The organism is Paenibacillus sp. J22R160, from assembly GCF_059692135.1.
In genome coordinates this window covers 38,463-60,395 of record NZ_JCAUAU010000030.1, presented here as the reverse complement: position 1 = coordinate 60,395, position 21,933 = coordinate 38,463, and the positions used below count along the sequence as shown (strand labels likewise).

The following is a 21,933-nucleotide window of genomic DNA, read 5'->3' as shown; positions in this document are numbered from 1 at the left end:
GCGGAGGGGACCCACGCGTTCCCATCTCGAACACGACCGTTAAGCCCTCCAGCGTCGATGGTACTTGAACCGCAGGGTTCTGGGAGAGTAGAACGTTGCCAAGCACAGATGGAGAGACCTTACAAGGAGAAATCCTTGTAAGGTTTTTTTGTTTGTTTTCGGCGCTACCATGGGTACTCACAAAGTTTAACTGCAAAATGTACAGTAAATTTACTCCGCTATTCCCATTTTGACCGAATACCTGCATTTGCTACATTTAAATTAAGCGAAAACGCAGGAATCGTCGGCAATACGTGAAATTAGCTGCACTTTTTACATCTAAGCCACCTAAGCAGAGGATCTGGATCATAATTACCTGCACAGTTTGCAGTAAACTATGATCCGGAGGGAACTACAGCTCCTGACTACGCATTTAACATTCGGCTTCTGTACCCAAAGACTCCCTTATCGCTAAATTTCGCTCGCGACAGCACCCCAAAAAAAGGAACAGCCCCTGACGTTAAGCAGGGGTATTTTTGTAAATACTGAGAGTAAGCTCTGAAAATGCTCAGTTTTCTTATCTACGGCAATGTTTAAGAGGCAGCACTTGTCAAAAAGAAAGGAAATGATTATAATCTAGTTAAGGTCAAAGAAAGTCAAAGTCAATCAAAGTCAATTTACTTCTAGCAGTCTGGGAGGATGAATTGATGCGTAACGTATCAGAAATTATTGAGCAGTATTTAAAGCATGTCCTTCAACAAAGCTCAGAAGGAGCCATCGAGATTCAACGAAACGATCTGGCCGATCAATTCCAGTGTGTGCCTTCCCAAATCAATTATGTGATTAGTACAAGGTTTACGCTGGAAAAGGGTTACCTCGTGGAGAGTAAGCGTGGCGGTGGCGGGTACATTCGTATCCAGAAGATTGAGCTTAAGAGTCATGGATCGATATTGGATCATATTTTTCGAACGATTCATACACACATAGATCAAGTCGCTTCTGAAGGACTCATTTACCAGCTGCTGGAGGGCCACTATATTTCAACACGAGAAGCCAATTTGATTCGGGCAGCGATTTCCAGAGATGTGTTGACCTTCAAGCTCCCGCTGCGCGATGAAATTCGAGCTAAGATCCTTAAAGCGATGCTGATATCCTTGCTAAGCAGATGAGGAGGCATATGAAATGATTTGTCAGGAATGCGGGAAACGACCGGCGACTCTTCATTTTACAAAGATTGTGAATGGAGACAAGAACGAGTTCCACATTTGTGAGAGTTGCGCCCGCGAGAAGGGTGAAATGATTCCTGGGACGTCTGGCGGTTTTTCGATTCATAATCTTTTATCAGGATTACTTGATTTCGAACCTTCCGCTCTATCCGCCGCGAAGTCCCAAGCGATTCGTTGTGAGAACTGTGGGCTAACGTATTCACAGTTTAGTAAATTAGGTCGTTTTGGATGCGGGTCCTGTTATCAAAGCTTTTCAGAAAAGTTAGATCCTCTGTTCAAAAGAGTGCACGGGAACACCGTACATGTGGGGAAAGTCCCCAAGCGAAGCGGTGGCATTATCCAATGTAAGCGGGAAATCGATACGTTGAAGAAGGATATGATGACCTGCATTGAGGCAGAAGAATTCGAACAAGCGGCGAAGATTAGGGACCAAATTCGCGAGATAGAGAAGAAAATTGCCGGATTGTGATTTTGTAAGGAAGGTGTGAATCCAGTGACACTACAGCGGTTTACAGGAGATGCATTGAGCGAATGGATGAAGGGAGAGGGGCCGGAATCGGATATCGTCATCAGCAGTCGAATTCGTATTGCGCGCAACCTTAGAGACTACCCTTATCCGATGCTGGCTACCAATCAACAATCACAAGAAGTACTTGATCAGCTATCCGGTGTGCTGGAGAATGATGAGCTGGAGACGATCAGTAACTTTTCGCTTATTCCTCTGTCTGACCTTAACGAGCTTGAGCGAATGGTTCTTGTTGAGAAGCATTTAATTAGTCCTAACTTAGCTAACGAATCCAGAAATGGTGCAGTTATTTTAAGCGAAAATGAATCCATCAGCATTATGATCAATGAGGAGGATCATCTTCGCATACAATGCTTATGCCCAGGCTTCCAAATCAAAGAAGTTTGGGACTTGGCGAACCAGATTGATGATATTTTTGAAACCCAGCTGGATTACGGCTATGATGAAAAGAGGGGCTACCTAACAAGCTGCCCTACGAACGTCGGAACCGGCATTCGCGCTTCGGTGATGATGCATTTACCCGCTCTGGTGCTCAGCCAACAAATCAATCGGATTTTATCCGCTGTTACACAAGTTGGATTGACGGTTAGAGGATTATATGGGGAAGGCAGCGAAGCATTAGGTAATCTGTTCCAGATTTCGAATCAGATTACGCTAGGACAATCCGAAGATGAGATTATTGATAATTTACACAGTGTTGCAAGGCAAATTATTGAGCATGAGCGCGCTGCAAGGCATAAGCTGATGCAAGAGTCTAGAATGCGCATCATTGATCGCGTGAATCGCTCGCTTGGTATTTTGTCTTATGCAGGAATTATGGACTCTAAGGAGGCTGCGCAGCGCCTATCGGATGTGCGATTAGGCATAGACCTAGGGATTATCAATAATGTTTCTTCTAATGTTTTGAATGAACTGTTGGTCATGACGCAGCCTGGCTTTCTTCAGCAATTCGCTGGCGAGAAGCTGAACGCCGATGAGCGTGATATGCGTCGAGCTGAGCTGATTCGAGAGAAATTCGGCAGGGTATAGTCAATTAAGATTCATCCTTTAGGTTTTCCATAGATATACTACTTTTGGAGGTGTTCTCTATGATGTTTGGCAGATTTACAGAACGTGCGCAAAAGGTGCTTTCTTTGGCTCAAGAGGAAGCAGTTCGCTTAGGGCATAACAATATTGGTACTGAGCACATTTTGCTGGGTCTTATTCGTGAAGGGGAGGGTATCGCCGCTAAAGCACTCGTTGCTTTGGGCTTAGGTCTTGAAAAAATTCAAGATGAAGTCGAATCCCTGATTGGCAGAGGACAAGAGCAGCCTACCAACATTGCGTATACACCTAGAGCGAAAAAGGTCATTGAGCTTTCCATGGATGAGGCAAGAAAATTAGGTCACACGTATGTGGGGACTGAACATATTTTACTCGGACTAATTCGTGAAGGCGAAGGCGTTGCCGCGAGAGTCCTTAACAATTTGGGTGTTTCACTGAACAAAGCTCGCCAGCAAGTTCTTCAGTTGTTAGGCAGCAGCGAGACTGTGTCTCCAAGCCACGGCAACACTCAGAATGTGAATACGCCTACGCTAGATGGATTGGCTAGAGATCTGACCGCTTACGCCAAAGAAGGTCATCTGGATCCAGTTATCGGCCGCAGCAAAGAGATCGAACGTGTGATTCAAGTATTAAGCCGCAGAACGAAAAACAACCCGGTGCTGATCGGTGAGCCAGGAGTTGGTAAAACGGCAATTGCCGAAGGCCTCGCTCAGAAAATCATCAATAATGAAATTCCGGAAACGTTGAAGGATAAAAGAGTTATGACACTCGATATGGGTTCTGTGGTAGCAGGCACCAAATATCGCGGTGAGTTTGAGGATCGTCTCAAAAAAATCATGGACGAAATTCGTCAAGCGGGTAACATCGTGCTCTTCATTGATGAGCTTCATACATTGATTGGCGCTGGTGGTGCAGAAGGTGCGATTGATGCCTCCAACATTTTGAAACCAGCGTTGGCCAGAGGCGAGTTGCAGTGCATCGGCGCTACGACGCTGGATGAGTACCGCAAATATATCGAAAAGGATGCTGCGCTAGAGCGCCGTTTCCAACCGATCACGGTGGATCAACCTTCACCTGAAGAAGCTATCCAAATTCTATACGGACTGCGTGACCGCTACGAAGCTCACCACCGTGTGAAAATTACGGATGCCGCTATTCAAGAGGCTGTTAAGCTCTCTGATCGCTACATTACGGACCGTTTCTTGCCGGATAAAGCGATTGACTTGATCGATGAGGCTAGCTCCAAAGTAAGGCTTCGCTCTTACACGATACCGCCTTCATTGAAACAGCTTGAGAACAAGCTGGAGGATATCCGTAAGGAGAAGGATGCCGCGGTCCAAAGCCAGGAGTTCGAGAAAGCAGCTGGCCTTCGCGACACTGAACAGAAGCTTCGCGAAGAACTGGATACGACGAAAAACGACTGGAAAGAAAAACAAGGTCGTTTGGATACAGAAGTAACGCCAGATGATATTGCTCAAATCGTGGCAAGCTGGACAGGAATTCCTGTTAGTAAGTTGGCGGAAGAAGAAACAGATCGTCTGCTCAAAATGGAAGATATCCTCCACGAGCGTGTCATCGGACAAGAAGAAGCGGTTAAAGCCGTCAGCCGCGCGATTCGCCGTGCTAGAGCAGGCCTGAAAGATCCGAAGCGTCCAATGGGCTCCTTCATCTTCCTGGGACCAACTGGTGTGGGTAAAACCGAATTAGCGCGCGCGTTAGCTGAATCTTTATTCGGTGACGATAACGCAGTAGTTCGGATCGACATGTCCGAGTACATGGAGAAGCATTCGACGTCTCGTTTGGTCGGGGCGCCTCCAGGGTATGTTGGCTATGAAGAAGGCGGTCAACTGACGGAGAAAGTTCGTCGGAAACCGTACTCGGTTGTATTGCTCGACGAGATCGAGAAAGCACATCCAGAAGTTTTCAATATTCTCCTGCAAGTGCTGGAAGATGGTCGTTTGACGGATTCCAAAGGACGTACAGTTGATTTCCGCAACACATTGATCATCATGACTTCCAACGTAGGCGCGGATATGATTAAGAAAAACTCCTCACTTGGCTTCACTGCTGCTCTTGATGCTGGTAAAGATTATACCAACATGAAAGATAAAGTGATGGGCGAGCTCAAGAAAAGCTTCCGCCCTGAGTTCCTTAACCGGATCGACGAAATCATCGTCTTCCACTCCTTGGATGAGAAGCATATCGCCGAAATCGTTACCTTGATGGCGGATGATCTTCGCAAACGTCTGAAAGAACAAGAGGTTGACTTCTTGCTGACAGACAAAGCCAAAGCATTCCTAGCCAAAGAAGGGTACGACCCGACTTACGGCGCAAGACCGCTTCGCAGAGCGATCCAGAAGCATATTGAGGACCGTCTGTCTGAGGAACTGCTCAGAGGAAATATCGCTAAAGGCGACTCCTTAACGATTGATGAGAACGAAGGCGAGCTTGTTGTCCTGAAGGGCGAAAGTGTAGCAGCTAAATAAAGCAAGCAAAGAAGCATTTTGCTGCATCCGGTTCTGGGTGTAGTAAAATGCTTTTTATTTGCAGATGACCTTTCACGGACTTCGTAAAAATGGTAAACTTTATTGGTAAGGATAGCCAATATTGAATTGAAACATCTAAGGGGTCACTTACGTCATGAGTAAACAGAAAACAAAGTTTTGCTGTCAAGAATGCGGTTATGAATCGCCAAAATGGATGGGCAAATGCCCAGGTTGTCAATCTTGGAATACGATGATGGAAGAAATCGAAACGGTCGTGCGTACAAAGGGTATGAATTCTTCTGCCCCTCGTACGAAAGAAAAACCGACCCCCATCATACATATAGAAAGTAGCCCAGAGCCTAGGGTCGTGACCAGCAATAAGGAATTGAATCGCGTCTTAGGCGGAGGTATTGTGCCTGGATCTTTGATTCTCGTAGGTGGAGATCCGGGAATCGGGAAATCAACGTTACTGCTCCAAACTTCTTTCGAGCTAACGCAAGCACATCAGAAAGTGCTTTATATATCGGGGGAAGAATCGGTTAAACAGACGAAACTTCGTGCGGACCGCTTGAATGCATCATCTCCGCTGCTCTATGTGCTTTGTGAAACGAACTTGGAACTTATTGAGGAAGCCATTCAAGAAATTGAACCGGATTTCTTAGTGATTGACTCCATTCAGACCGTCTACCATCCTGCCATTACATCGGCCCCAGGAACCGTTTCGCAAGTTCGGGAATGCACCGGTCACTTTATGAGAATAGCTAAGGGGAAAGGTATTGCAACGGTCCTTGTCGGCCACGTGACGAAGGAAGGCGCCATTGCGGGACCCAGGATGCTGGAACACATGGTCGATTGTGTCCTTTACTTCGAAGGGGAGCGGCATCATTCCTACCGCGTGCTCCGCGCAGTCAAGAATCGATTCGGGTCGACGAATGAAATCGGGATTTTTGAGATGCAAGAAGCAGGACTTGTCGAAGTAAGCAACCCTTCCGAATTGTTCCTGTCCGAGAGGCCGCTCGGTGTTGCCGGCTCTACCGTGGTTGCCAGTATGGAGGGAACGCGTCCGGTACTGGTAGAGATTCAAGCGTTGGTTTCTTCGACGAATTTCCCGTCTCCCAGAAGGATGGCGACTGGTGTCGATCATAACCGACTTTCTTTGATTATTGCCGTTCTGGAGAAACGCATGGGCATGTTTCTTCAGAATCAGGATGCTTACCTGAACGTCGCTGGTGGAGTCAAGCTTGATGAGCCTGCCGTTGATTTAGCCATTGCGATTAGTATCGCATCCAGCTTCCGGGATCATGCAACGAGACCTTTCGACGTCGTGTTCGGTGAGATCGGGTTGACTGGTGAAGTCCGCGGTGTGTCCCGGATTGATCAACGGGTGAAGGAAGCGGAGAAGTTAGGATTCCGCAGAGTCATTATGCCAGAGAAAAGTTTGAAGGGGTGGACGCATCCGCCCGGTATGGAGATTATTGGGGTCAACACGGTGTCGGAAGCTTTGAAAGCGGCACTGGATTAGCTCTTGAATCATTCAACCTGCAAGCCTTCAGGAGGAAAATATGAGTAAAGATGAGATAAAGCGAGACGTCATGAGCCAATTGCTGCAAATGGTAGCCCCTGGCACATCGTTCCGTGACGGTTTGGAGAATGTTTTACGCGCCAAAACGGGCGGACTTATTGTAGTTGGATATAGCGCGGAAGTAAGAGAAATCGTCGATGGCGGCTTCTCGATCGATTGTGATTTTTCACCCAATTATTTATATGAGCTTGCCAAAATGGATGGAGCGATCATCCTCAGCGAGGATATCAAACGTATTCTTTATGCAAATACGCAATTAATCCCGGATTCTTCGATTTCCTCGTCGGAAACCGGAATCCGCCATCGGACAGCTGAACGTGTTGCGAAGCAAACGAATAAGCTGGTTGTTTCGATTTCCCAACGACGCAATGTTATCACCCTTTATCAAGGCAATTTGCGCTATGCGCTCAAAGATATAGGCGTCATCCTAACGAAGGCCAATCAAGCCATCCAAACTTTGGAGCGGTACAAAGTTGTCTTGGATCAGTCGCTCACGAACCTGAGTGCATCGGAGTTTGAGGAGCTAGTTACGCTGCACGATGTCACTAATGTCATTGCTCGTTTTGAAATGGTGCTGCGCATCAAGACAGAAATCAACCGCTATATTAACGAGTTAGGGAATGAAGGCCGATTAATTAGCATGCAATTGGAAGAACTTGTTGGCAATGCGGAACTTGAAGCGCGCTTGCTCGTAAAAGATTATGTAAGGGAATTATCCGAAGATCGTGTCAAAGAAATGCAGGCTGGCTTGAAGCGATTATCTTCGGATGAATTGCTGGAACCGCACCAAATCATTCGATTACTCGGCTATCCGCATACGAATTCAATTGTTGAAGAGCCAGTTTCCCCGCGTGGATTCAGGGTTCTTGGGAAAATACCGCGGCTTCCCTCGATTATTATTGCGAATCTTGTAGAGAAGTTTGGCTACCTGCCGCACATGATGATGGCAACCATTGAAGAATTGGATGAAGTTGATGGAATCGGAGAAGTGAGGGCGCGAGCGATTAAAGAAGGCCTCAAAAGAATTCAAGAACAAGTGTTCATTGACAGACATATTTAAAGTGGATACAATCATAAAGTATCTATTGTTGAGGTTTTATAAAGTCAAGTTTAGGGCATAGTAAATCCAGAGGTGGACAAAAAAATATGTTAACGAAATCAATTCCCAGTCTTTTTACAGTAGGGAACTTATTCCTAGGTGTTCTGTCGATCATTCTCGCTTTCAGTGGTGAGCATGGTATCGCAGCTGTACTTGTCATTGTTGCCATGTTGCTTGATGGTCTTGATGGCCGTGTAGCAAGGGCATTGAATGCACAAAGTGAATTTGGTAAAGAGCTAGACTCGCTGTCTGACGTAATTTCTTTCGGGGTAGCACCTGCTTTTATCATGTATGTAGTCGCTTTTAATAATCCGAGTGTGATTAGTCCGGCATTTGCTTGGATCGTCACGGCGATCTTCCCGATTTGTGGAGCACTTCGTTTGGCTCGCTTCAATGTTGTTGCTGGTACACCTGGCTATTTCATCGGTTTGCCGATTCCAGCTGCAGGTGGTGTGCTTTGTACATTAGCGTTGTTTGTGAACGAAATTAACGTCTATGTGCTTTTGGTAAGTACAATTATGTTGTCTTACTTGATGGTAAGTACAGTGAAGTACCCGAACTTCAAGAAAGCGGGTATTCCCAAAGCAGCAATTTGGATTACACCGGTTATCGTTGCTGTAGCAGTCTTTATTGCAATTAAATGGCCCGAGTCCATTTCCAAAATGATCTTCGTACCGCTTCTATTGTACGCGCTTTATGGCTTAAAAAAAAACGTTGATGGGTTTTTCATCCGAATCCGCAGAAAGAACAAAAGACGCGGTGTAGAGGATTCAAATTCCGTGAAGTCCGACGTGTAAACAGCAGTTTTCAAAAATAAAAAGCATTTATTTTCTTCTGATCTTGTCAGAGAAAATAAATGCTTTTTTGTTTGTTCATCTTCATGACATGTTGAAGAGTCCTAGTGTTGTGCATTTCTTGGATTCGTTCTCAACGACTTGTTCCAGGTTAACATCAAGAATGTTGCTGAGTGCGGACATATAGAACAAATTCCTGCCCAGTTCACTACTGACAACCTCGATGCATTGTTCACATAGGTGACCGGATACATGAGTGCCCAGCACATTCTTAGCCTCATTCAAAGTCATTTCTGGATGGTACTCTTGCTTCGCTGCGTTGACCTGAATACATCCACATTCTGTAATGGATTTCACTACGGAACGATTAGCAGCTGCGCCTGACTGTTGAAATTTGGATAAGACGTCAAGCAGGCTTCGGTGACGGAGCAACAATTCGGATACTTGATCTTGAAACTGCTTTAAAGTCAAGGAGCTCATTCCATCCACCTCGGGTGTGTTGGTAACTTCCAATTTCATTATAATGGAAGCCCCTTAATATTTCAATTTTACATCTGAAGAAGTGATTAACGATGGATAAATTGGAACATAATTGTAATGAAGCTTTATCAATATGTTGATGCAGGGGGTGAATCTATGATGAGGAAATGGGTACAGTTCATTTTGGCCATCATGGGTGGTAGTTTAGGTTTTGGATGGAGTGAAGCCATCCTTCGAACGACAGGTTTCATGAAAGAGTCAGGAAATGCAATAGCCATCAATAGTTTATGCGCGGTAGTTATGTTCATTCTTTCAGCATGGGTTGCAGGCAAGGGGATGAAACTGCTTGTCAAAGGAGAAAGAAACGTCGCGGACATTCCTGTGTCCGATCTCCTCTCAGGTACATTAGGACTAGTAATTGGACTGCTTATATCGGTATTGGTGTTCCCTGTGCTCGATCAGGTGGAGTGGGCAAGCCCTATTTTACCCTTCGTCGTCTCGGGTGTTCTAGCAGTTATGGGGTTTCGTATCGGTTACAGCAAGAGGGAAGAGCTGGTTCAGATTATTATGATGAGTCGGGTAGTCGCTCCAGAGAAGCAGACACACCGTCCATACGAGGAACATAAGATTCTCGATACAAGTGTTATTATTGACGGGCGTATTGCGGATATTTGCAAAACAGGGTTTATCGAAGGTACTCTCGTTATACCGGAGTTTGTTCTGGAAGAGTTGCAGCATATTGCGGACTCATCGGACTTGCTCAAGCGGAATCGCGGGCGGCGCGGACTTGATATTTTGAACAAAATACAAAAGGAACTTGAAGTGAAAGTGCTGATTTATGAAGGCGATTTCGAAGAGATATCCGAGGTAGACAGCAAGTTGGTCCGTTTGGCGAAGGTGCTGCAAGGGAAAGTGATTACGAACGATTTTAACCTGAATAAAGTCTGTGAATTGCAAGGTGTTTCAGTTTTAAATATTAATGATTTGGCAAATGCCGTGAAGCCTGTTGTACTGCCGGGTGAAGAAATTATTGTTCAAGTCATTAAAGATGGCAAAGAGCATGGACAAGGTGTCGCTTATCTTGACGATGGTACAATGATTGTCGTGGAAGGCGGGCGTGAATTCATTGGAATGACGCTTGAAGTGATGGTGACGAGTGTACTGCAGACTTCGGCTGGGCGGATGATTTTCGCGAAACCGAAATTATTGGAAAAAGCGCAGTAAAACCAGTATGATAGGGAGATGTAACATAGCACTTACTAGTTGATAGGAAAGTATAAGTTTTATACTTTGCTTTGCATCAACCTTGACAAACCGCTCGTCTTAATGGACAACGGAGTTGTTTATCCTTGGGTCTATGCTTACGCAGAAAGCTTTCGAATAGAGAGCGCTCAGTTGGAGTTGGAGGACTTAGGACTTATGGGGAAGCTAGGGGTTATCATCGTGGCAGCGGGCAAGGGCTCGCGCATGGGAACGGCGGAAAGCAAACAATATTTACAACTGGGACAGAAGCCTATTCTGGTACATACGTTGCAATTATTTCAAAACATACATGAAGTGAATGAAATCATTCTGGTTGTTGGCGGAAATGACGTAGAGCGCTGTACGGGCTATGTGCAGAGCTATGCGCTTTCCAAGGTCACTCATGTGCTGGCAGGCGGGGCGGAGCGTCAGGATTCCGTCAGACGGGGCCTTGAAGCCTTAGAAGAGGGTACCGCTTGGGTACTCGTTCATGACGGAGTTCGTCCTTTCGTCACGAGAGAACATGTGTTCGGTTGTCTGTCAAAGGCAAAAGATCAGAACGCGGCCGTCCTGGCTGTTCCCGTGAAGGATACGATCAAAGTCGTAGATTCCGAAAAGCGAATACAATCTACACCGGATAGACGAAGCTTGTGGGCCATCCAAACCCCGCAAGCTTTTCGGCTTTCTCTTTTGCAGGAGGCGCATCAGCGTGCACTTCAGGAAGATTTCCTGGGGACAGACGACGCTATGTTGGTAGAGCGGATAGGAACAACGGTGCATGTTGTTGAAGGTGACTATTATAATATTAAGATAACTACACCGGAAGATTTACCATGGGCAGAATGGATACTACAGAATGTAAGGGGAGAGGGACAACAATGATTCGCGTAGGACAAGGATTTGATGTTCATCAGTTAGTGGAAGGCCGCAAGTGCATTATTGGAGGCGTGACTATTCCTTATGAAAAGGGGCTGCTCGGCCACTCCGATGCGGATGTGCTGCTGCATGCAGTTAGCGATGCGATTCTAGGCGCTTTGGGCCTAGGCGATATCGGGAAGCACTTCCCGGATACGGCTGCGGAATTCAAGGATGCGGACAGCTTGGTCCTTTTGAAACACGTCTGGCAGCTTGCAAAAGATAAGGGATATCGTCTGGGGAATATAGATTCCACGATTATTGCCCAGAAGCCTAAGATGGCGCCGTACATCCCACAGATGGTTGAAATTATTGCCGATGCCTTAGAAGCGAAGCCGGACCAAGTCAATGTGAAAGCTACAACGACCGAGCAGCTAGGTTTCACGGGCCGAGGCGAAGGAATTGCAGCGCAATCGGTTGTTTGTTTAATTCGAGATGTGCTAGAATAGCAGGTATTATTGGGGAGAGAGGGTACAGTCATGAACCAACCTTTACGCGTGCGCTATGCACCAAGTCCAACGGGACATTTACATATAGGCGGTGCTCGTACAGCACTTTTTGATTATTTATTGGCGCGTCGCCATGGCGGAGCATTCGTTGTGCGCTTTGAAGATACGGATCAAACCCGTCATAAAGAGTCCGGCATTGAGGATCAATTGAATGGCTTAAGATGGCTGGGATTAGAGTGGGATGAGAGCGTAGATATCGGAGGTCCGTACGGTCCTTATCGTCAGATGGAAAGACTCGATATTTATCAGACTCACCTCAATCAGCTTCTTCAGAGCGGTCATGCATACCCTTGCTACTGTTCGGAAGCAGATTTAGAGCAGGAGCGGGCAGAGCAGGAAGCACGCGGTGAGATGGGCGGATACTCCGGGAAGTGCCGTCACTTGACGCCTGAGCAAATTGCCGCTTTTGAAGCGGAGGGCCGTAAGCCTTCAACTCGCTTCCTTGTGCCGGCGGACCGGATCATTGGCTTCGAAGATAAGGTTCGTGAGCACGTTGAGTTCGAGTCTAATGGAATCGGCGACTTTATTATCGCGCGCCCTGACGGGATTCCTACGTATAACTTTGCTGTTATCGTAGATGACCACATGATGAAAATCAATTTGGTTATTCGCGGGGAAGAGCATCTGTCCAACACGCCTAGACAAATTCTGATGTACGAAGCTCTCGGTATGCCTGTTCCCGAATTCGCACACTTGGCGCTTATTCTCAATCAGGACCGGAAGAAGATGAGTAAGCGGGATGAGTCTATAATCCAGTTCATCGAGCAGTACCGGGAGTTAGGTTATTTACCGGAAGCTGTTGTGAACTTTATTGCTCTACTCGGATGGTCTCCTGGCGGCGAAGAAGAGATGTTTACGAAGGAAGAATTGATCGCCCAGTTTGACCTCGATCGTGTATCGAAGAGTCCAGCTGTGTTTGATATGGATAAATTGAACTGGATGAACAACGCTTATTTGAAAAAAGCTCCGCTCTCACGCGTTGTCGATCTTTGTGTGCCTCATCTGCAAAAAGCCGGATACATCGAACCGCAGTTGGATGAAGCGGGTCAGGCGTGGGTGGCGGCTCTGATAGGTCTGAATCAAGAGAGAATGCGCTTTGCGGCGGAAATTGTCGAGTTGTCGAGCATCTTCTTCAAAGAAGAGCTTGTTATCGACGAGGAAGCTGCGGCAATTTTGAAAGAAGAGCATGTACCAGTCGTATTGTCCAGCTTCTTGGAGCAAGTGGAGCAAGCAGAGTCTTTCACGGTAGAGGCTATCCCTGCTTTGTTGAAGCAAGTTCAGAAGGATACGGGTTATAAAGGGAAGCAATTATTTATGTCGATCCGTTCTGCACTGACAGGACAAGTGCATGGACCTGACCTAAATGTGTCGCTTTACCTGCTTGGAAAAGAAAAAGTCGCTTCACGCCTGCGGAACTTATTGTAATACAGGGTTCTTTTCGCTATACTAAGTTCAATAAGGAACGCAATGATCAGGAGAGTACGTTTATTTAGGGATTTATCAGAGAGGATAATCGGAGCCGACAGGCTTCGGCTGTGAGTTATCCATTCCCTTTAACCGGAAATGCACCTGGGAGCTGCCGCGCCGAATACTCGGATTCAGAGTAGGGTAGGCGCAGCCGAAACGCCCACGTTACGGGTTTGAGTTGGGAGACTTCCGAGTCACCAAGCAGAGTGGAACCGCGATTAATCACGCCTCTGCAGCCATATGGCTGCGGGGGCTTTTTATTATACGCAGGCGTATGATTTCCTACAAAGAAGGTGAGAGCATGTGGCAAACGATCAGATCTGATATTTCAGCCGTATTCGACAACGACCCTGCTGCGCGCAGCTGGTTTGAAGTTGTGTTTACGTACTCTGGCCTTCACGCGATATGGGCACATCGAATTGGTCATTGGTTTTATAAAAGAAAAATGTTCACTGTTGCCCGTGTTGTTTCCCAGTGGAGCCGTTTCATGACAGGCATCGAGATTCATCCAGGTGCAACGATCGGCAAAAGATTGTTTATTGACCATGGGATGGGTGTCGTCATTGGGGAAACCTGCGAAATTGGTGACGATGTTATTTTGTATCAAGGGGTAACTTTGGGGGGGACAGGGAAAGAAAAAGGTAAGAGACATCCAACTATTGGCAATAATGTAGTTATTGGTTCGGGTGCTAAGATCTTGGGCTCCTTCCTTGTTGGCGAGAATTCACGGATTGGTTCCAATGCGGTGGTCATACACGAAGTTCCTTCGAACAGCACTGTTGTAACTATGCCTGCTAAGCTTGTGAAGCGGGATGGCGTGCGAGTGAATCGGTTAGACCACGGTAATTTGCCGGATCCCATTGTTGATATATTCCAGGAAATGCAGCAGCAAATTAATGAGCTACGAAGACAGCTAGAACTAGAACGGGTTAAGAATGGAGGAGCGAGAGAACATGACGCTCAGAATGTATAATACGCTAACACGCAAGAAGGAAGATTTTGTACCCCTTGAACCGGGAAAAGTGAAGATGTATGTGTGCGGCCCAACCGTATATAACTATATCCATATTGGGAATGGCAGACCGGTGATTTTTTTCGATGTCGTTCGACGCTTTTTAGAATCTCAGCATTATGAAGTGATTTATATTACAAATTTTACAGATGTGGATGACAAAATGATTCGTAAAGCCGAGGAAATGGCTGTAACCGTTCCGGAGCTGGCTGAGACTTTTATTGCCGCCTTTTTGGAGGATATCCAAGCACTTGGGGTGCATGAAGCTACTTTGAATCCCCGCGTTACTGAAAATATTCAGGAAATCGTCGATTTTATCGCTGCTTTAGTTGACAAAGACTACGCTTATGAAGCTCGCGGCGACGTCTATTACCGGACAACCAAATTCGCCGAATACGGCAAGCTTTCTCATCAAAATCTAGAAGAACTCCAATACGGAATTCGCATTGAAGTGGATGACCGCAAAGAGAATCCGCAGGATTTTGTTCTTTGGAAAGCCGCTAAACCAGGCGAGATTTATTGGGATAGTCCTTGGGGCCAAGGCCGCCCGGGCTGGCATATCGAGTGCTCCGCCATGGTGCGCAAATATCTGGGCGAAACGATTGATATTCATGGCGGCGGTCAAGATTTGACGTTCCCGCATCATGAGTGCGAGATCGCACAAACCGAGGCGGTGACTGGCCATCCAATGGCCAATTACTGGTTGCACAATGCTTTCCTTAACATTGATAATGAAAAAATGTCCAAATCTTTGGGTAATGGGATTCTCATCCGCGATCTTGTGAAGCAAATCAAACCGGAAGTATTCCGTTTTTTCATGTTATCCGCTCACTACCGCAATCCGCTGAACTTCAGCGATGAGAGCCTTAAGCAAGCGGCTAATGCTTTGGAGCGCATACAAAATGCGAATGACAACCTGAAGCACCGTATAGCCACAGCCTCAGTAACAGGAGAGATCGAGGCAGCTCTTACGGAACGTATAGCGGTAATTGCTAATCAGTTCGTCGAGAAGATGAACGACGACTTTAATACCCCGGATGCGATCACGGCTGTATTCGACCTAGTAGCAGAAGCGAACCTGTACCTGCAGCAGGAGCGGGTGAATGCTGCCGCCTTGCAAATGTTCCTAGATCAGCTGCAAGTTTTTGATCAGACGTTGGGGATTTTGTCGAAGCAAGCTGACGAATTGTTGGATGAAGAGATTGAGCAGTTAATTGTCGATCGGACGGAAGCGAGGAAGTCGAAGAACTGGGCACGTGCAGACGAAATCCGTGATCTGCTCACAGAGAAAGGGATATTCCTTGAGGATACACCGCAAGGAATTCGTTGGCGCCGCAAATGAGTGAAACTATTACTGATACCGCGAATTTGTTCGTATTTCCGCCGTCCAAGAGCCCTCATTTGCTGAACCCGCTCGTACTTGCCTATATTGGCGATGCGGTTTACGAGGTCTATATTCGGCAATATGTGATTTCTGGCGGAAACCATCGGCCCAATCATTTGCACAAAGCATCCACCGGCTATGTATCGGCTAAGGCGCAATCCAAGCTGTTGGATGCGTTGATGCCGATGCTGACGGAAGAAGAGATTGACATGGTCAAGCGTGGACGCAATGCCAAATCAGGAACGACAGCCAAAAACGCGGATGTGCTTGAATATCGGCATAGCACCGCGTTTGAGTGCCTAATCGGATATTTGTATTACAAGCAATCTTTTGAACGATTGAAAGAAATATTGGATTTTGTTCTTGCTCACAAGAATAAATCTTAACCTAAAGCAGATGTAAGTTATGTTAAACGAGGAATTTTTAGGAGGAAGCAAGATGGAAGAGGAATATATTGGCGGGAAACACTCCGTAGTGGAGGCGCTCCGTGCCGGTCGAACGATTAATAAAATTTGGATTGCTGAGAATGCGCAGAAGCAATTCGCGGGCCCGATTGTAGCGGAAGCCAAAAATTTAGGGATTCTTGTACAATTTACGGACAAGCGCAAGCTTGATCAAATGGTAGAAGGACTTCAGCACCAAGGGGTTATAGCGCAAGTGGCAGCCTACGAGTATGTTGAAGTGGAGGATATCCTTGCTAAAGCTAAAGCGCTGGGGCAGGATCCTTTTATCCTCATTCTTGATGAAATTGAAGATCCGCATAACCTGGGCTCGATCCTGCGAACAGCGGATTGTACGGGAGTTCACGGTGTTATTATCCCCAAAAGGCGCTCCGTAGGGCTAACAGCAACGGTTTCCAAGACATCAGCAGGAGCGGTAGAGTATGTTCCTGTTGCTCGAGTGACGAATATCTCGCAGACCATTGAACTGCTCAAAGAGCAAGGGGTTTGGGTTGCGGGGACAGATGTGACTGCAGCGCAAGATGTCTATAAAGCGAATTTTAGCATGCCTATAGCTCTTGTCATTGGCAATGAGGGCAAAGGTGTTGGAAGGTTAATTAAAGAGAGATGTGACTTCTTAGTTAAACTGCCGATGGCCGGACATGTGAATTCTTTAAATGCTTCCGTTGCCGCGGGTGTCTTGATGTATGAAGTGGTTCGCCAACGAAATAAGAGTTAAAGCAGATGGAAGAGTTTCTAATCGTAGACGGCTACAATATCATAGGGGCATGGCCTGAGCTGAGTAAGCTGAAGGATACCGATTTGGAAGGTGCTCGCGATAAGTTAATTCATATGTTAGCTGAGTATCAATCGTTCTCGGGCATGAAGGTATACCTGGTTTTTGACGCTTATATGGTACCTGGACTTGGGAAGAAGTATGTACAAAGTAAGTTGAACGTCCTCTACACCAAAGAGAAGGAAACCGCGGATGAACGGATCGAACGATTGGTTACGAATCTGATAGGAAGACGTAAACAAATCTATGTGGCCACCTCCGATATGATTGAGCAGCATGTTATTTTCGGTAAAGGAGCTCTTCGATTGCCGGCTGGTGAACTTCTCATCAAAATCAAACAGAATCGCAAAGAGGTTCGAGATCGCATCCAGCCAGAAACGACAGCGAAGCGTAATCCGTTTGAAGGCAAATTGAGCAATGAGTTGAAGGCACAGTTCGAACGATGGCGAAGAGGGGAATAATCCTCCAAATGCTAGAAATGGTGGGGTTCCCCGTTGACGGTGTGAGTTTTCATCATGTATACTTAACCTAAACTTTTAATGTGAATCTGGGTAGTCCTGCAGGCCGGAGGGATTGTTGGTGAGTGTCGACCTCAAAGAACTGAGAATGTATGATTATGACCTCAAGCCAGATGAAGACATTGTCGAGGCAGTCCGTGAAGGCAGTAGCGAAGCGTTGGAATATCTTATCAACAAATATAAGAATTTCGTGCGTGCCAAAGCACGTTCTTATTTTTTGATAGGTGCAGACCGAGAAGATATTGTGCAGGAAGGAATGATAGGTTTATATAAATCTATTCGCGACTTCCGAGGAGACAAGCTTGCTTCTTTCAAAGCCTTTGCTGAACTGTGCATTACCCGACAGATCATCACGGCGATTAAGACAGCAACACGTCAGAAACACATTCCTCTTAATTCCTACGTGTCACTGGACAAGCCTATCTATGATGAAGATTCTGATCGTACGCTGCTTGACGTCATCAGCGGTTCCAGGGTCACTGATCCTGAGGAGCTTGTGATTAATCAAGAAGAATTTACGGGACTTGAAGATAAAATGGGAGAGATATTGAGCGACTTGGAGCGTAGGGTTCTTATGCTCTATCTTGATGGGAGATCCTACCAAGAAATAGCGGTGGATCTTGATCGTCACGTCAAGTCTATTGATAATGCTCTTCAACGTGTGAAACGTAAGCTTGAACGCTATTTAGAAGTCAGAGATTTGTAGAATATGCCCGCGCTGCCTTGTTTGGTCTTGGCTGCGCGGGCCTTTTCTTTGTATGAGGTTTATTATAATGCCGGAGCGTCTATACTGATATTACTCTTGCAATTGTGAGACTTCTGCCTTGACACTCTGTGACGGGTTGTGATAAAGTATTTCAGGTAGCCCTAAAAGTCGCTTTCTTTTTGACGCGCTTCGAAGGGCTTTAATTAGAACGTGTCTGTAGGAGGTGTACATCATGCGGGTCATCATCACATTAGCGTGCACAAATTGCAAACAAAGAAACTATGCATCCACTAAAAATAAGCGCAACAATCCCGACCGTATTGAGTTGAAGAAATATTGCAAATTTTGCAATGAACATACTGCTCATCGCGAGACTAGGTAGTTCTTTGGAGGTGTAGTTTGTGGGATTCTTGGCTAGAATGAGACAAAGCTTCGGATCCACTTTTTCCTTCTTCACCGACAGTTGGACAGAACTCAAAAAGGTCAAGTGGCCAAGTCGCAAAGAGATGACTACCTATACGCTTGTTGTATTGGGTACTGTAGCTTTTGTTGCTATTTATTTTTTTGTGCTGGATCTTGGAATTTCTGAGTTGCTGCGCCTTGTTTTTAAATAAACAGGACTATAGGTGAATTTATTCATGGAAAAAAGATGGTACGTCGTACATACCTATTCAGGGTATGAGAACAAAGTGAAAGCCAACCTGGAGAAACGCGTTGAATCCATGGAGATGACGGACAAGATCTTCCGTGTGCTTGTGCCTATGGAAGAGGAACTGGTGAACAAAGACGGCAAGAAGAAAGTCGTCATGCGTAAAGTTTATCCAGGATATGTCCTCGTCGAAATGATTCAAACAGACGACTCTTGGTACGTAGTGCGTAATACGCCAGGTGTAACTGGATTCGTAGGCTCTACGGGATCCGGCTCTAAACCGACTGCATTATTACCTGAGGAAGTTGAATCTATTTTGAAGCATATGGGAATGGAAGAGCCGAAGGCCAAAATCGACTTCGAACTCAAAGAGACCGTACGCGTCAAGGTGGGACCTTTCGCAAACTTTGTCGGATCTGTTGAAGAAATTGTGGCTGACAAGGGTAAACTTAAGGTGCATGTCAACATGTTTGGTAGGGAAACCCCGCTTGAGCTCGATTTCGACCAAGTGGAAAAGCTATAACACAAGACAACCAAGGGTTTCTACCAGGTCTATTCCTCGGGATAGACCTTCGTTAGTGGGATCTATATTATAAACAGGAGGTGTCTATCATGGCAAAAAAGGTTATTAAAATCGTGAAGCTTCAAGTTCAAGCTGCGAAAGCAAATCCAGCACCACCGATCGGTCCAGCATTGGGTCAAGCGGGTGTGAACATCATGGCTTTCTGTAAAGAGTTTAACGCTCGTACTGCTGATCAAGTAGGTCTTATCATTCCGGTTGAAATCACAGTATTCGAGGATCGTTCCTTTACATTCATCACTAAAACGCCTCCGGCTGCAGTTCTTCTTCGCGTCGTTGCTGGTATCGAAAAAGGATCCGGTGAACCAAACAAAAAGAAAGTTGCAACTGTGAAACGTGCAAAAGTTCGTGAAATCGCAGAACAAAAAATGCCTGACCTGAATGCTGCATCCGTTGAGGCTGCAATGCGTATGGTTGAAGGTACAGCTCGCAGCATGGGAATCGTCATCGAAGATTAATTCCGTAAGGAATGCGACTGTGTAAACAACGGTTTGCGTAGAAGTTTTCTTGGAAAACTTTGAGGTCGCTCGGTGGGAGGATTATCCGCTAATACCACTAAGGAGGATTTAGATTATGCCTAAACACGGTAAGAAATACCGCGAAGTATCTCAGCTTGTTAATGCTGAAACTTTGTACGATCCGTCAGAAGCAATCGAGCTTGTTAAGAAAACAGCTCCTGCAAAATTTGATGAAACTGTAGATGTTGCAGTTCGTCTGGGTGTAGACCCAAGAAAACAAGATCAGGCTGTTCGTGGGGTAGTAGTACTTCCACACGGTACTGGTAAAACGAAACGTGTACTTGTATTTGCTAAAGGCGAGAAAGCGAAAGAAGCTGAAGCAGCTGGTGCAGATTTTGTTGGTGATGCTGACATGATCAACAAAATTCAACAAGGTTGGTTCGAGTTCGACGTTTGCGTAGCTACTCCAGACATGATGAGCGAAGTTGGTAAACTGGGTCGTATCCTCGGGGGTAAAGGTTTAATGCCAAACCCTAAAGCAGGAACAGTTACTTTCGACGTAACAAAAGCTGTTCAGGAGATCAAAGCTGGTAAAATCGAGTACCGTCTTGACAAAGCAGGACAAATCCATGCTCCACTTGGTAAAGTATCTTTCGATGCAGACAAGTTGAACGAAAACTTCAAAGCATTGGTTGATGCGCTTGTAAGAGCGAAACCAGCAGCTGCTAAAGGTGTTTACCTGAAAAACATTGCTGTATCCTCAACAATGGGACCAAGTGTACGAGTGAACGTAAGCACCTTCAGATAAGTAATAGCTTCCAGTTGACTTCGGTTGCTGGTCGTGATACTCTATCAAAGGTCATTAAAATGAATATGCAAACCGTAGACAGTAGGTGCCACGTGCTTAATTTCCTACCGAGGTGTTATGATATATATAGCGATTTCTTTGTACATCAGGGAAAAAGTGAACACATCATGCCTTCGTAGCGTCTACGAAGGCATTTCTTATTGTTATAAGGAATGCTGATGCTCCTACTGTTTGTGATATTGAAACATAAATGCATAAGAAGTGAGGTGTACTATGGCAAACGCGAAAATTCTTGCAGAAAAAGAACAAGCGGTAGCTGAAGTAACTGAAAAGTTCAAAGCTAGTGCTTCTACAATCATCGCTGACTACCGCGGTTTGAACGTAGCTCAAGTAACACAGCTGCGTAAAACTTTACGCGAAGCTGGTATTGAATTCGTAGTTCTCAAGAACTCGTTGGCTAGACGCGCATCGGCAAATGCTGAACTAAGCGCATTGGATGAGTACCTAACAGGTCCAACTGCTATTGCTTTCAGCAAAGACGATCTAGTTGCTCCAGCGAAAATCTTGACTGAATTTGCGAAAAAGAATGATCAATTGAGCGTAAAAGGTGGCGTGGTCGAAGGCCGCGTAGTTGGATACGATCAAATCAAAGCACTTGCTGAACTTCCATCCAGAGATGGTCTACTCTCCATGTTGCTTAGCGTTCTTCAAGCTCCTGTTCGTAACTTTGCACTTGCTGTTAAAGCAGTTGCTGAGAAAAAAGAAGCTGAAGGTCAAGCTTAATTTCAATGTACGAAACGTTTTACAACAAAAAACTAATTTATTAACGATAATGGAGGTTTAACCATGAGCACAAATGCAACGATCCTAGAAGCAATCAAAGGCATGACAATCTTGGAATTGAACGACCTGGTTAAAGCAATTGAAGAAGAGTTTGGCGTAACAGCAGCAGCTCCAGTAGCAGCTGGCGGTGGCGCAGCAGTAGCAGTTGAAGAAGCTCAAACTGAGTTTGATGTTATCTTGACTGGCGCTGGTGCTTCCAAAATCAACGTAATTAAAGTAGTTCGCGAAATCACAGGTCTTGGCCTGAAAGAAGCGAAAGACCTAGTTGACGGCGCTCCAAAACCAGTAAAAGAAAAAGTTAGCGCAGAAGAAGCAGAAGCTGTTAAAGCTAAGCTTACTGAAGCTGGCGCTTCTGTAGAAGTTAAGTAATTTCATTTCAGGAAACCTCTT

At 45.8% G+C, this 21,933-nt stretch carries 25 protein-coding genes, 1 rRNA gene and 1 other annotated feature; of the genes, 25 read left to right on the top strand and 1 reads right to left on the bottom strand.

Translation table 11 applies throughout. The features are described from left to right. The 8 genes from rrf to pssA form a co-directional block, all read left to right on the top strand. Nucleotides 1–104: ribosomal RNA gene (rrf, locus tag AC58UW_RS31505) — 5S ribosomal RNA — on the top strand; the annotation flags it as partial. Nucleotides 105–686: 582 nt separating this feature from the next. After that, nucleotides 687–1,148, top strand: coding sequence for a CtsR family transcriptional regulator (locus AC58UW_RS31500; protein ID WP_145669433.1), 462 nt, complete (start codon nt 687–689; stop codon nt 1,146–1,148). 13 nt (nt 1,149–1,161) lie between these two features. Beyond that, complete coding sequence (mcsA, locus tag AC58UW_RS31495) at nt 1,162–1,674, top strand: protein-arginine kinase activator protein McsA (RefSeq protein WP_497424455.1); 513 nt, start codon at nt 1,162–1,164, stop codon at nt 1,672–1,674. Nucleotides 1,675–1,740: 66 nt separating this feature from the next. Further along, nucleotides 1,741–2,760, top strand: coding sequence for a protein-arginine kinase McsB (gene mcsB / locus AC58UW_RS31490; RefSeq protein WP_497424459.1), 1,020 nt, complete (start codon nt 1,741–1,743; stop codon nt 2,758–2,760). A gap of 59 nt (nt 2,761–2,819) precedes the next feature. Continuing rightward, nucleotides 2,820–5,261, top strand: a complete 2,442-nt coding sequence (gene clpC / locus AC58UW_RS31485) for an ATP-dependent protease ATP-binding subunit ClpC (RefSeq protein WP_497424454.1) — start codon at nt 2,820–2,822, stop codon at nt 5,259–5,261. Between the two features lie 154 nt (nt 5,262–5,415). Next, nucleotides 5,416–6,783, top strand: coding sequence for a DNA repair protein RadA (gene radA, locus AC58UW_RS31480; protein WP_497424453.1), 1,368 nt, complete (start codon nt 5,416–5,418; stop codon nt 6,781–6,783). Between the two features lie 40 nt (nt 6,784–6,823). Further along, entirely contained in the window at nt 6,824–7,903 is a 1,080-nt protein-coding gene (disA, locus tag AC58UW_RS31475) for a DNA integrity scanning diadenylate cyclase DisA (RefSeq protein ID WP_497424452.1), read from the top strand. Between the two features lie 86 nt (nt 7,904–7,989). After that, nucleotides 7,990–8,739 carry a CDP-diacylglycerol--serine O-phosphatidyltransferase gene (gene pssA, locus AC58UW_RS31470; RefSeq protein ID WP_497424451.1) on the top strand — a complete coding sequence of 250 codons (750 nt, stop codon included), beginning with the start codon at nt 7,990–7,992 and terminating at the stop codon, nt 8,737–8,739. Nucleotides 8,740–8,820: 81 nt separating this feature from the next. On the opposite strand, the gene AC58UW_RS31465 is transcribed toward pssA, so the two are convergent. Further along, the gene (locus AC58UW_RS31465; RefSeq protein ID WP_497424458.1) at nt 8,821–9,216 is read right to left on the bottom strand and encodes a DUF1573 domain-containing protein; all 396 of its coding nucleotides are present in this window, start codon (nt 9,214–9,216) and stop codon (nt 8,821–8,823) included. 156 nt (nt 9,217–9,372) lie between these two features. Here AC58UW_RS31465 and AC58UW_RS31460 point away from each other — a divergent pair, with 156 nt between their 5' ends. From AC58UW_RS31460 to rplL, 17 genes are all read left to right on the top strand, one after another. After that, entirely contained in the window at nt 9,373–10,440 is a 1,068-nt protein-coding gene (locus AC58UW_RS31460) for a PIN/TRAM domain-containing protein (RefSeq protein ID WP_497424450.1), read from the top strand. A 195-nt stretch (nt 10,441–10,635) separates the two neighbouring features. After that, complete coding sequence (ispD, locus tag AC58UW_RS31455) at nt 10,636–11,340, top strand: 2-C-methyl-D-erythritol 4-phosphate cytidylyltransferase (RefSeq protein WP_497424449.1); 705 nt, start codon at nt 10,636–10,638, stop codon at nt 11,338–11,340. Beyond that, nucleotides 11,337–11,822, top strand: coding sequence for a 2-C-methyl-D-erythritol 2,4-cyclodiphosphate synthase (gene ispF, locus AC58UW_RS31450; protein WP_497424448.1), 486 nt, complete (start codon nt 11,337–11,339; stop codon nt 11,820–11,822). Before ispD ends, ispF begins: the two co-directional genes overlap by 4 nt. Nucleotides 11,823–11,852: 30 nt before the next feature. Continuing rightward, entirely contained in the window at nt 11,853–13,307 is a 1,455-nt protein-coding gene (gene gltX / locus AC58UW_RS31445) for a glutamate--tRNA ligase (protein ID WP_497424447.1), read from the top strand. 316 nt (nt 13,308–13,623) lie between these two features. Further along, the gene (gene cysE, locus AC58UW_RS31440; protein WP_497424457.1) at nt 13,624–14,322 is read left to right on the top strand and encodes a serine O-acetyltransferase; all 699 of its coding nucleotides are present in this window, start codon (nt 13,624–13,626) and stop codon (nt 14,320–14,322) included. Beyond that, nucleotides 14,303–15,703 (top strand): cysteine--tRNA ligase, encoded by a 1,401-nt coding sequence (gene cysS, locus AC58UW_RS31435; RefSeq protein WP_497424446.1) that lies wholly within the window; start codon nt 14,303–14,305, stop codon nt 15,701–15,703. The genes cysE and cysS overlap by 20 nt, the downstream gene beginning before the upstream one ends. Further along, nucleotides 15,700–16,131 (top strand): Mini-ribonuclease 3, encoded by a 432-nt coding sequence (locus AC58UW_RS31430; RefSeq protein ID WP_497424445.1) that lies wholly within the window; start codon nt 15,700–15,702, stop codon nt 16,129–16,131. The genes cysS and AC58UW_RS31430 overlap by 4 nt, the downstream gene beginning before the upstream one ends. A gap of 52 nt (nt 16,132–16,183) precedes the next feature. Continuing rightward, the gene (rlmB, locus tag AC58UW_RS31425) at nt 16,184–16,924 is read left to right on the top strand and encodes a 23S rRNA (guanosine(2251)-2'-O)-methyltransferase RlmB (RefSeq protein ID WP_497424444.1); all 741 of its coding nucleotides are present in this window, start codon (nt 16,184–16,186) and stop codon (nt 16,922–16,924) included. A gap of 5 nt (nt 16,925–16,929) precedes the next feature. Continuing rightward, entirely contained in the window at nt 16,930–17,442 is a 513-nt protein-coding gene (locus tag AC58UW_RS31420) for an NYN domain-containing protein (protein ID WP_497424443.1), read from the top strand. Between the two features lie 118 nt (nt 17,443–17,560). After that, entirely contained in the window at nt 17,561–18,205 is a 645-nt protein-coding gene (sigH, locus tag AC58UW_RS31415; RefSeq protein ID WP_028557511.1) for an RNA polymerase sporulation sigma factor SigH, read from the top strand. Between the two features lie 232 nt (nt 18,206–18,437). Then, complete coding sequence (gene rpmG / locus AC58UW_RS31410; RefSeq protein ID WP_079418041.1) at nt 18,438–18,587, top strand: 50S ribosomal protein L33; 150 nt, start codon at nt 18,438–18,440, stop codon at nt 18,585–18,587. Between the two features lie 19 nt (nt 18,588–18,606). Further along, nucleotides 18,607–18,819: a preprotein translocase subunit SecE gene (gene secE, locus AC58UW_RS31405; protein WP_167067728.1), complete on the top strand. Its 213-nt coding sequence runs from the start codon at nt 18,607–18,609 to the stop codon at nt 18,817–18,819. 24 nt (nt 18,820–18,843) lie between these two features. Further along, a complete protein-coding gene (gene nusG, locus AC58UW_RS31400; protein WP_126144113.1) occupies nt 18,844–19,377 on the top strand; it encodes a transcription termination/antitermination protein NusG in 534 nt (177 codons plus the stop codon). An 89-nt stretch (nt 19,378–19,466) separates the two neighbouring features. Continuing rightward, on the top strand, nt 19,467–19,892 hold the full coding sequence (rplK, locus tag AC58UW_RS31395; protein WP_028557508.1) for a 50S ribosomal protein L11: 426 nt from the start codon (nt 19,467–19,469) through the stop codon (nt 19,890–19,892). A gap of 115 nt (nt 19,893–20,007) precedes the next feature. Continuing rightward, nucleotides 20,008–20,700, top strand: coding sequence for a 50S ribosomal protein L1 (gene rplA, locus AC58UW_RS31390; RefSeq protein WP_497424442.1), 693 nt, complete (start codon nt 20,008–20,010; stop codon nt 20,698–20,700). 54 nt (nt 20,701–20,754) lie between these two features. Next, nucleotides 20,755–20,908: a sequence feature (ribosomal protein L10 leader region), on the top strand. Between the two features lie 65 nt (nt 20,909–20,973). Continuing rightward, nucleotides 20,974–21,483 carry a 50S ribosomal protein L10 gene (rplJ, locus tag AC58UW_RS31385; protein WP_047683208.1) on the top strand — a complete coding sequence of 170 codons (510 nt, stop codon included), beginning with the start codon at nt 20,974–20,976 and terminating at the stop codon, nt 21,481–21,483. Between the two features lie 63 nt (nt 21,484–21,546). Continuing rightward, the gene (gene rplL / locus AC58UW_RS31380) at nt 21,547–21,912 is read left to right on the top strand and encodes a 50S ribosomal protein L7/L12 (protein ID WP_497424441.1); all 366 of its coding nucleotides are present in this window, start codon (nt 21,547–21,549) and stop codon (nt 21,910–21,912) included. Nucleotides 21,913–21,933: the final 21 nt, after the last annotated feature.

What these genes read in the sequence shown, in the direction of transcription:
- ispF (WP_497424448.1), top strand. Translation starts at nt 11,337, where the DNA reads ATGATTCGCGTAGGACAAGGATTTGATGTTCATCAGTTAGTGGAAGGC.
- rplA (WP_497424442.1), top strand. Translation starts at nt 20,008, where the DNA reads ATGCCTAAACACGGTAAGAAATACCGCGAAGTATCTCAGCTTGTTAAT.
- rplL (WP_497424441.1), top strand. Translation starts at nt 21,547, where the DNA reads ATGAGCACAAATGCAACGATCCTAGAAGCAATCAAAGGCATGACAATC.
- rplK (WP_028557508.1), top strand. Translation starts at nt 19,467, where the DNA reads ATGGCAAAAAAGGTTATTAAAATCGTGAAGCTTCAAGTTCAAGCTGCG.
- clpC (WP_497424454.1), top strand. Translation starts at nt 2,820, where the DNA reads ATGATGTTTGGCAGATTTACAGAACGTGCGCAAAAGGTGCTTTCTTTG.
- radA (WP_497424453.1), top strand. Translation starts at nt 5,416, where the DNA reads ATGAGTAAACAGAAAACAAAGTTTTGCTGTCAAGAATGCGGTTATGAA.
- nusG (WP_126144113.1), top strand. Translation starts at nt 18,844, where the DNA reads ATGGAAAAAAGATGGTACGTCGTACATACCTATTCAGGGTATGAGAAC.
- mcsB (WP_497424459.1), top strand. Translation starts at nt 1,741, where the DNA reads ATGAAGGGAGAGGGGCCGGAATCGGATATCGTCATCAGCAGTCGAATT.
- cysE (WP_497424457.1), top strand. Translation starts at nt 13,624, where the DNA reads ATGATTTCCTACAAAGAAGGTGAGAGCATGTGGCAAACGATCAGATCT.
- rpmG (WP_079418041.1), top strand. Translation starts at nt 18,438, where the DNA reads ATGCGGGTCATCATCACATTAGCGTGCACAAATTGCAAACAAAGAAAC.
- rplJ (WP_047683208.1), top strand. Translation starts at nt 20,974, where the DNA reads ATGGCAAACGCGAAAATTCTTGCAGAAAAAGAACAAGCGGTAGCTGAA.
- gltX (WP_497424447.1), top strand. Translation starts at nt 11,853, where the DNA reads ATGAACCAACCTTTACGCGTGCGCTATGCACCAAGTCCAACGGGACAT.
- AC58UW_RS31430 (WP_497424445.1), top strand. Translation starts at nt 15,700, where the DNA reads ATGAGTGAAACTATTACTGATACCGCGAATTTGTTCGTATTTCCGCCG.
- disA (WP_497424452.1), top strand. Translation starts at nt 6,824, where the DNA reads ATGAGTAAAGATGAGATAAAGCGAGACGTCATGAGCCAATTGCTGCAA.
- ispD (WP_497424449.1), top strand. Translation starts at nt 10,636, where the DNA reads ATGGGGAAGCTAGGGGTTATCATCGTGGCAGCGGGCAAGGGCTCGCGC.
- AC58UW_RS31460 (WP_497424450.1), top strand. Translation starts at nt 9,373, where the DNA reads ATGATGAGGAAATGGGTACAGTTCATTTTGGCCATCATGGGTGGTAGT.
- AC58UW_RS31465 (WP_497424458.1), bottom strand. Translation starts at nt 9,216, where the DNA reads ATGAGCTCCTTGACTTTAAAGCAGTTTCAAGATCAAGTATCCGAATTG.
- pssA (WP_497424451.1), top strand. Translation starts at nt 7,990, where the DNA reads ATGTTAACGAAATCAATTCCCAGTCTTTTTACAGTAGGGAACTTATTC.
- cysS (WP_497424446.1), top strand. Translation starts at nt 14,303, where the DNA reads ATGACGCTCAGAATGTATAATACGCTAACACGCAAGAAGGAAGATTTT.
- AC58UW_RS31500 (WP_145669433.1), top strand. Translation starts at nt 687, where the DNA reads ATGCGTAACGTATCAGAAATTATTGAGCAGTATTTAAAGCATGTCCTT.
- rlmB (WP_497424444.1), top strand. Translation starts at nt 16,184, where the DNA reads ATGGAAGAGGAATATATTGGCGGGAAACACTCCGTAGTGGAGGCGCTC.
- AC58UW_RS31420 (WP_497424443.1), top strand. Translation starts at nt 16,930, where the DNA reads ATGGAAGAGTTTCTAATCGTAGACGGCTACAATATCATAGGGGCATGG.
- mcsA (WP_497424455.1), top strand. Translation starts at nt 1,162, where the DNA reads ATGATTTGTCAGGAATGCGGGAAACGACCGGCGACTCTTCATTTTACA.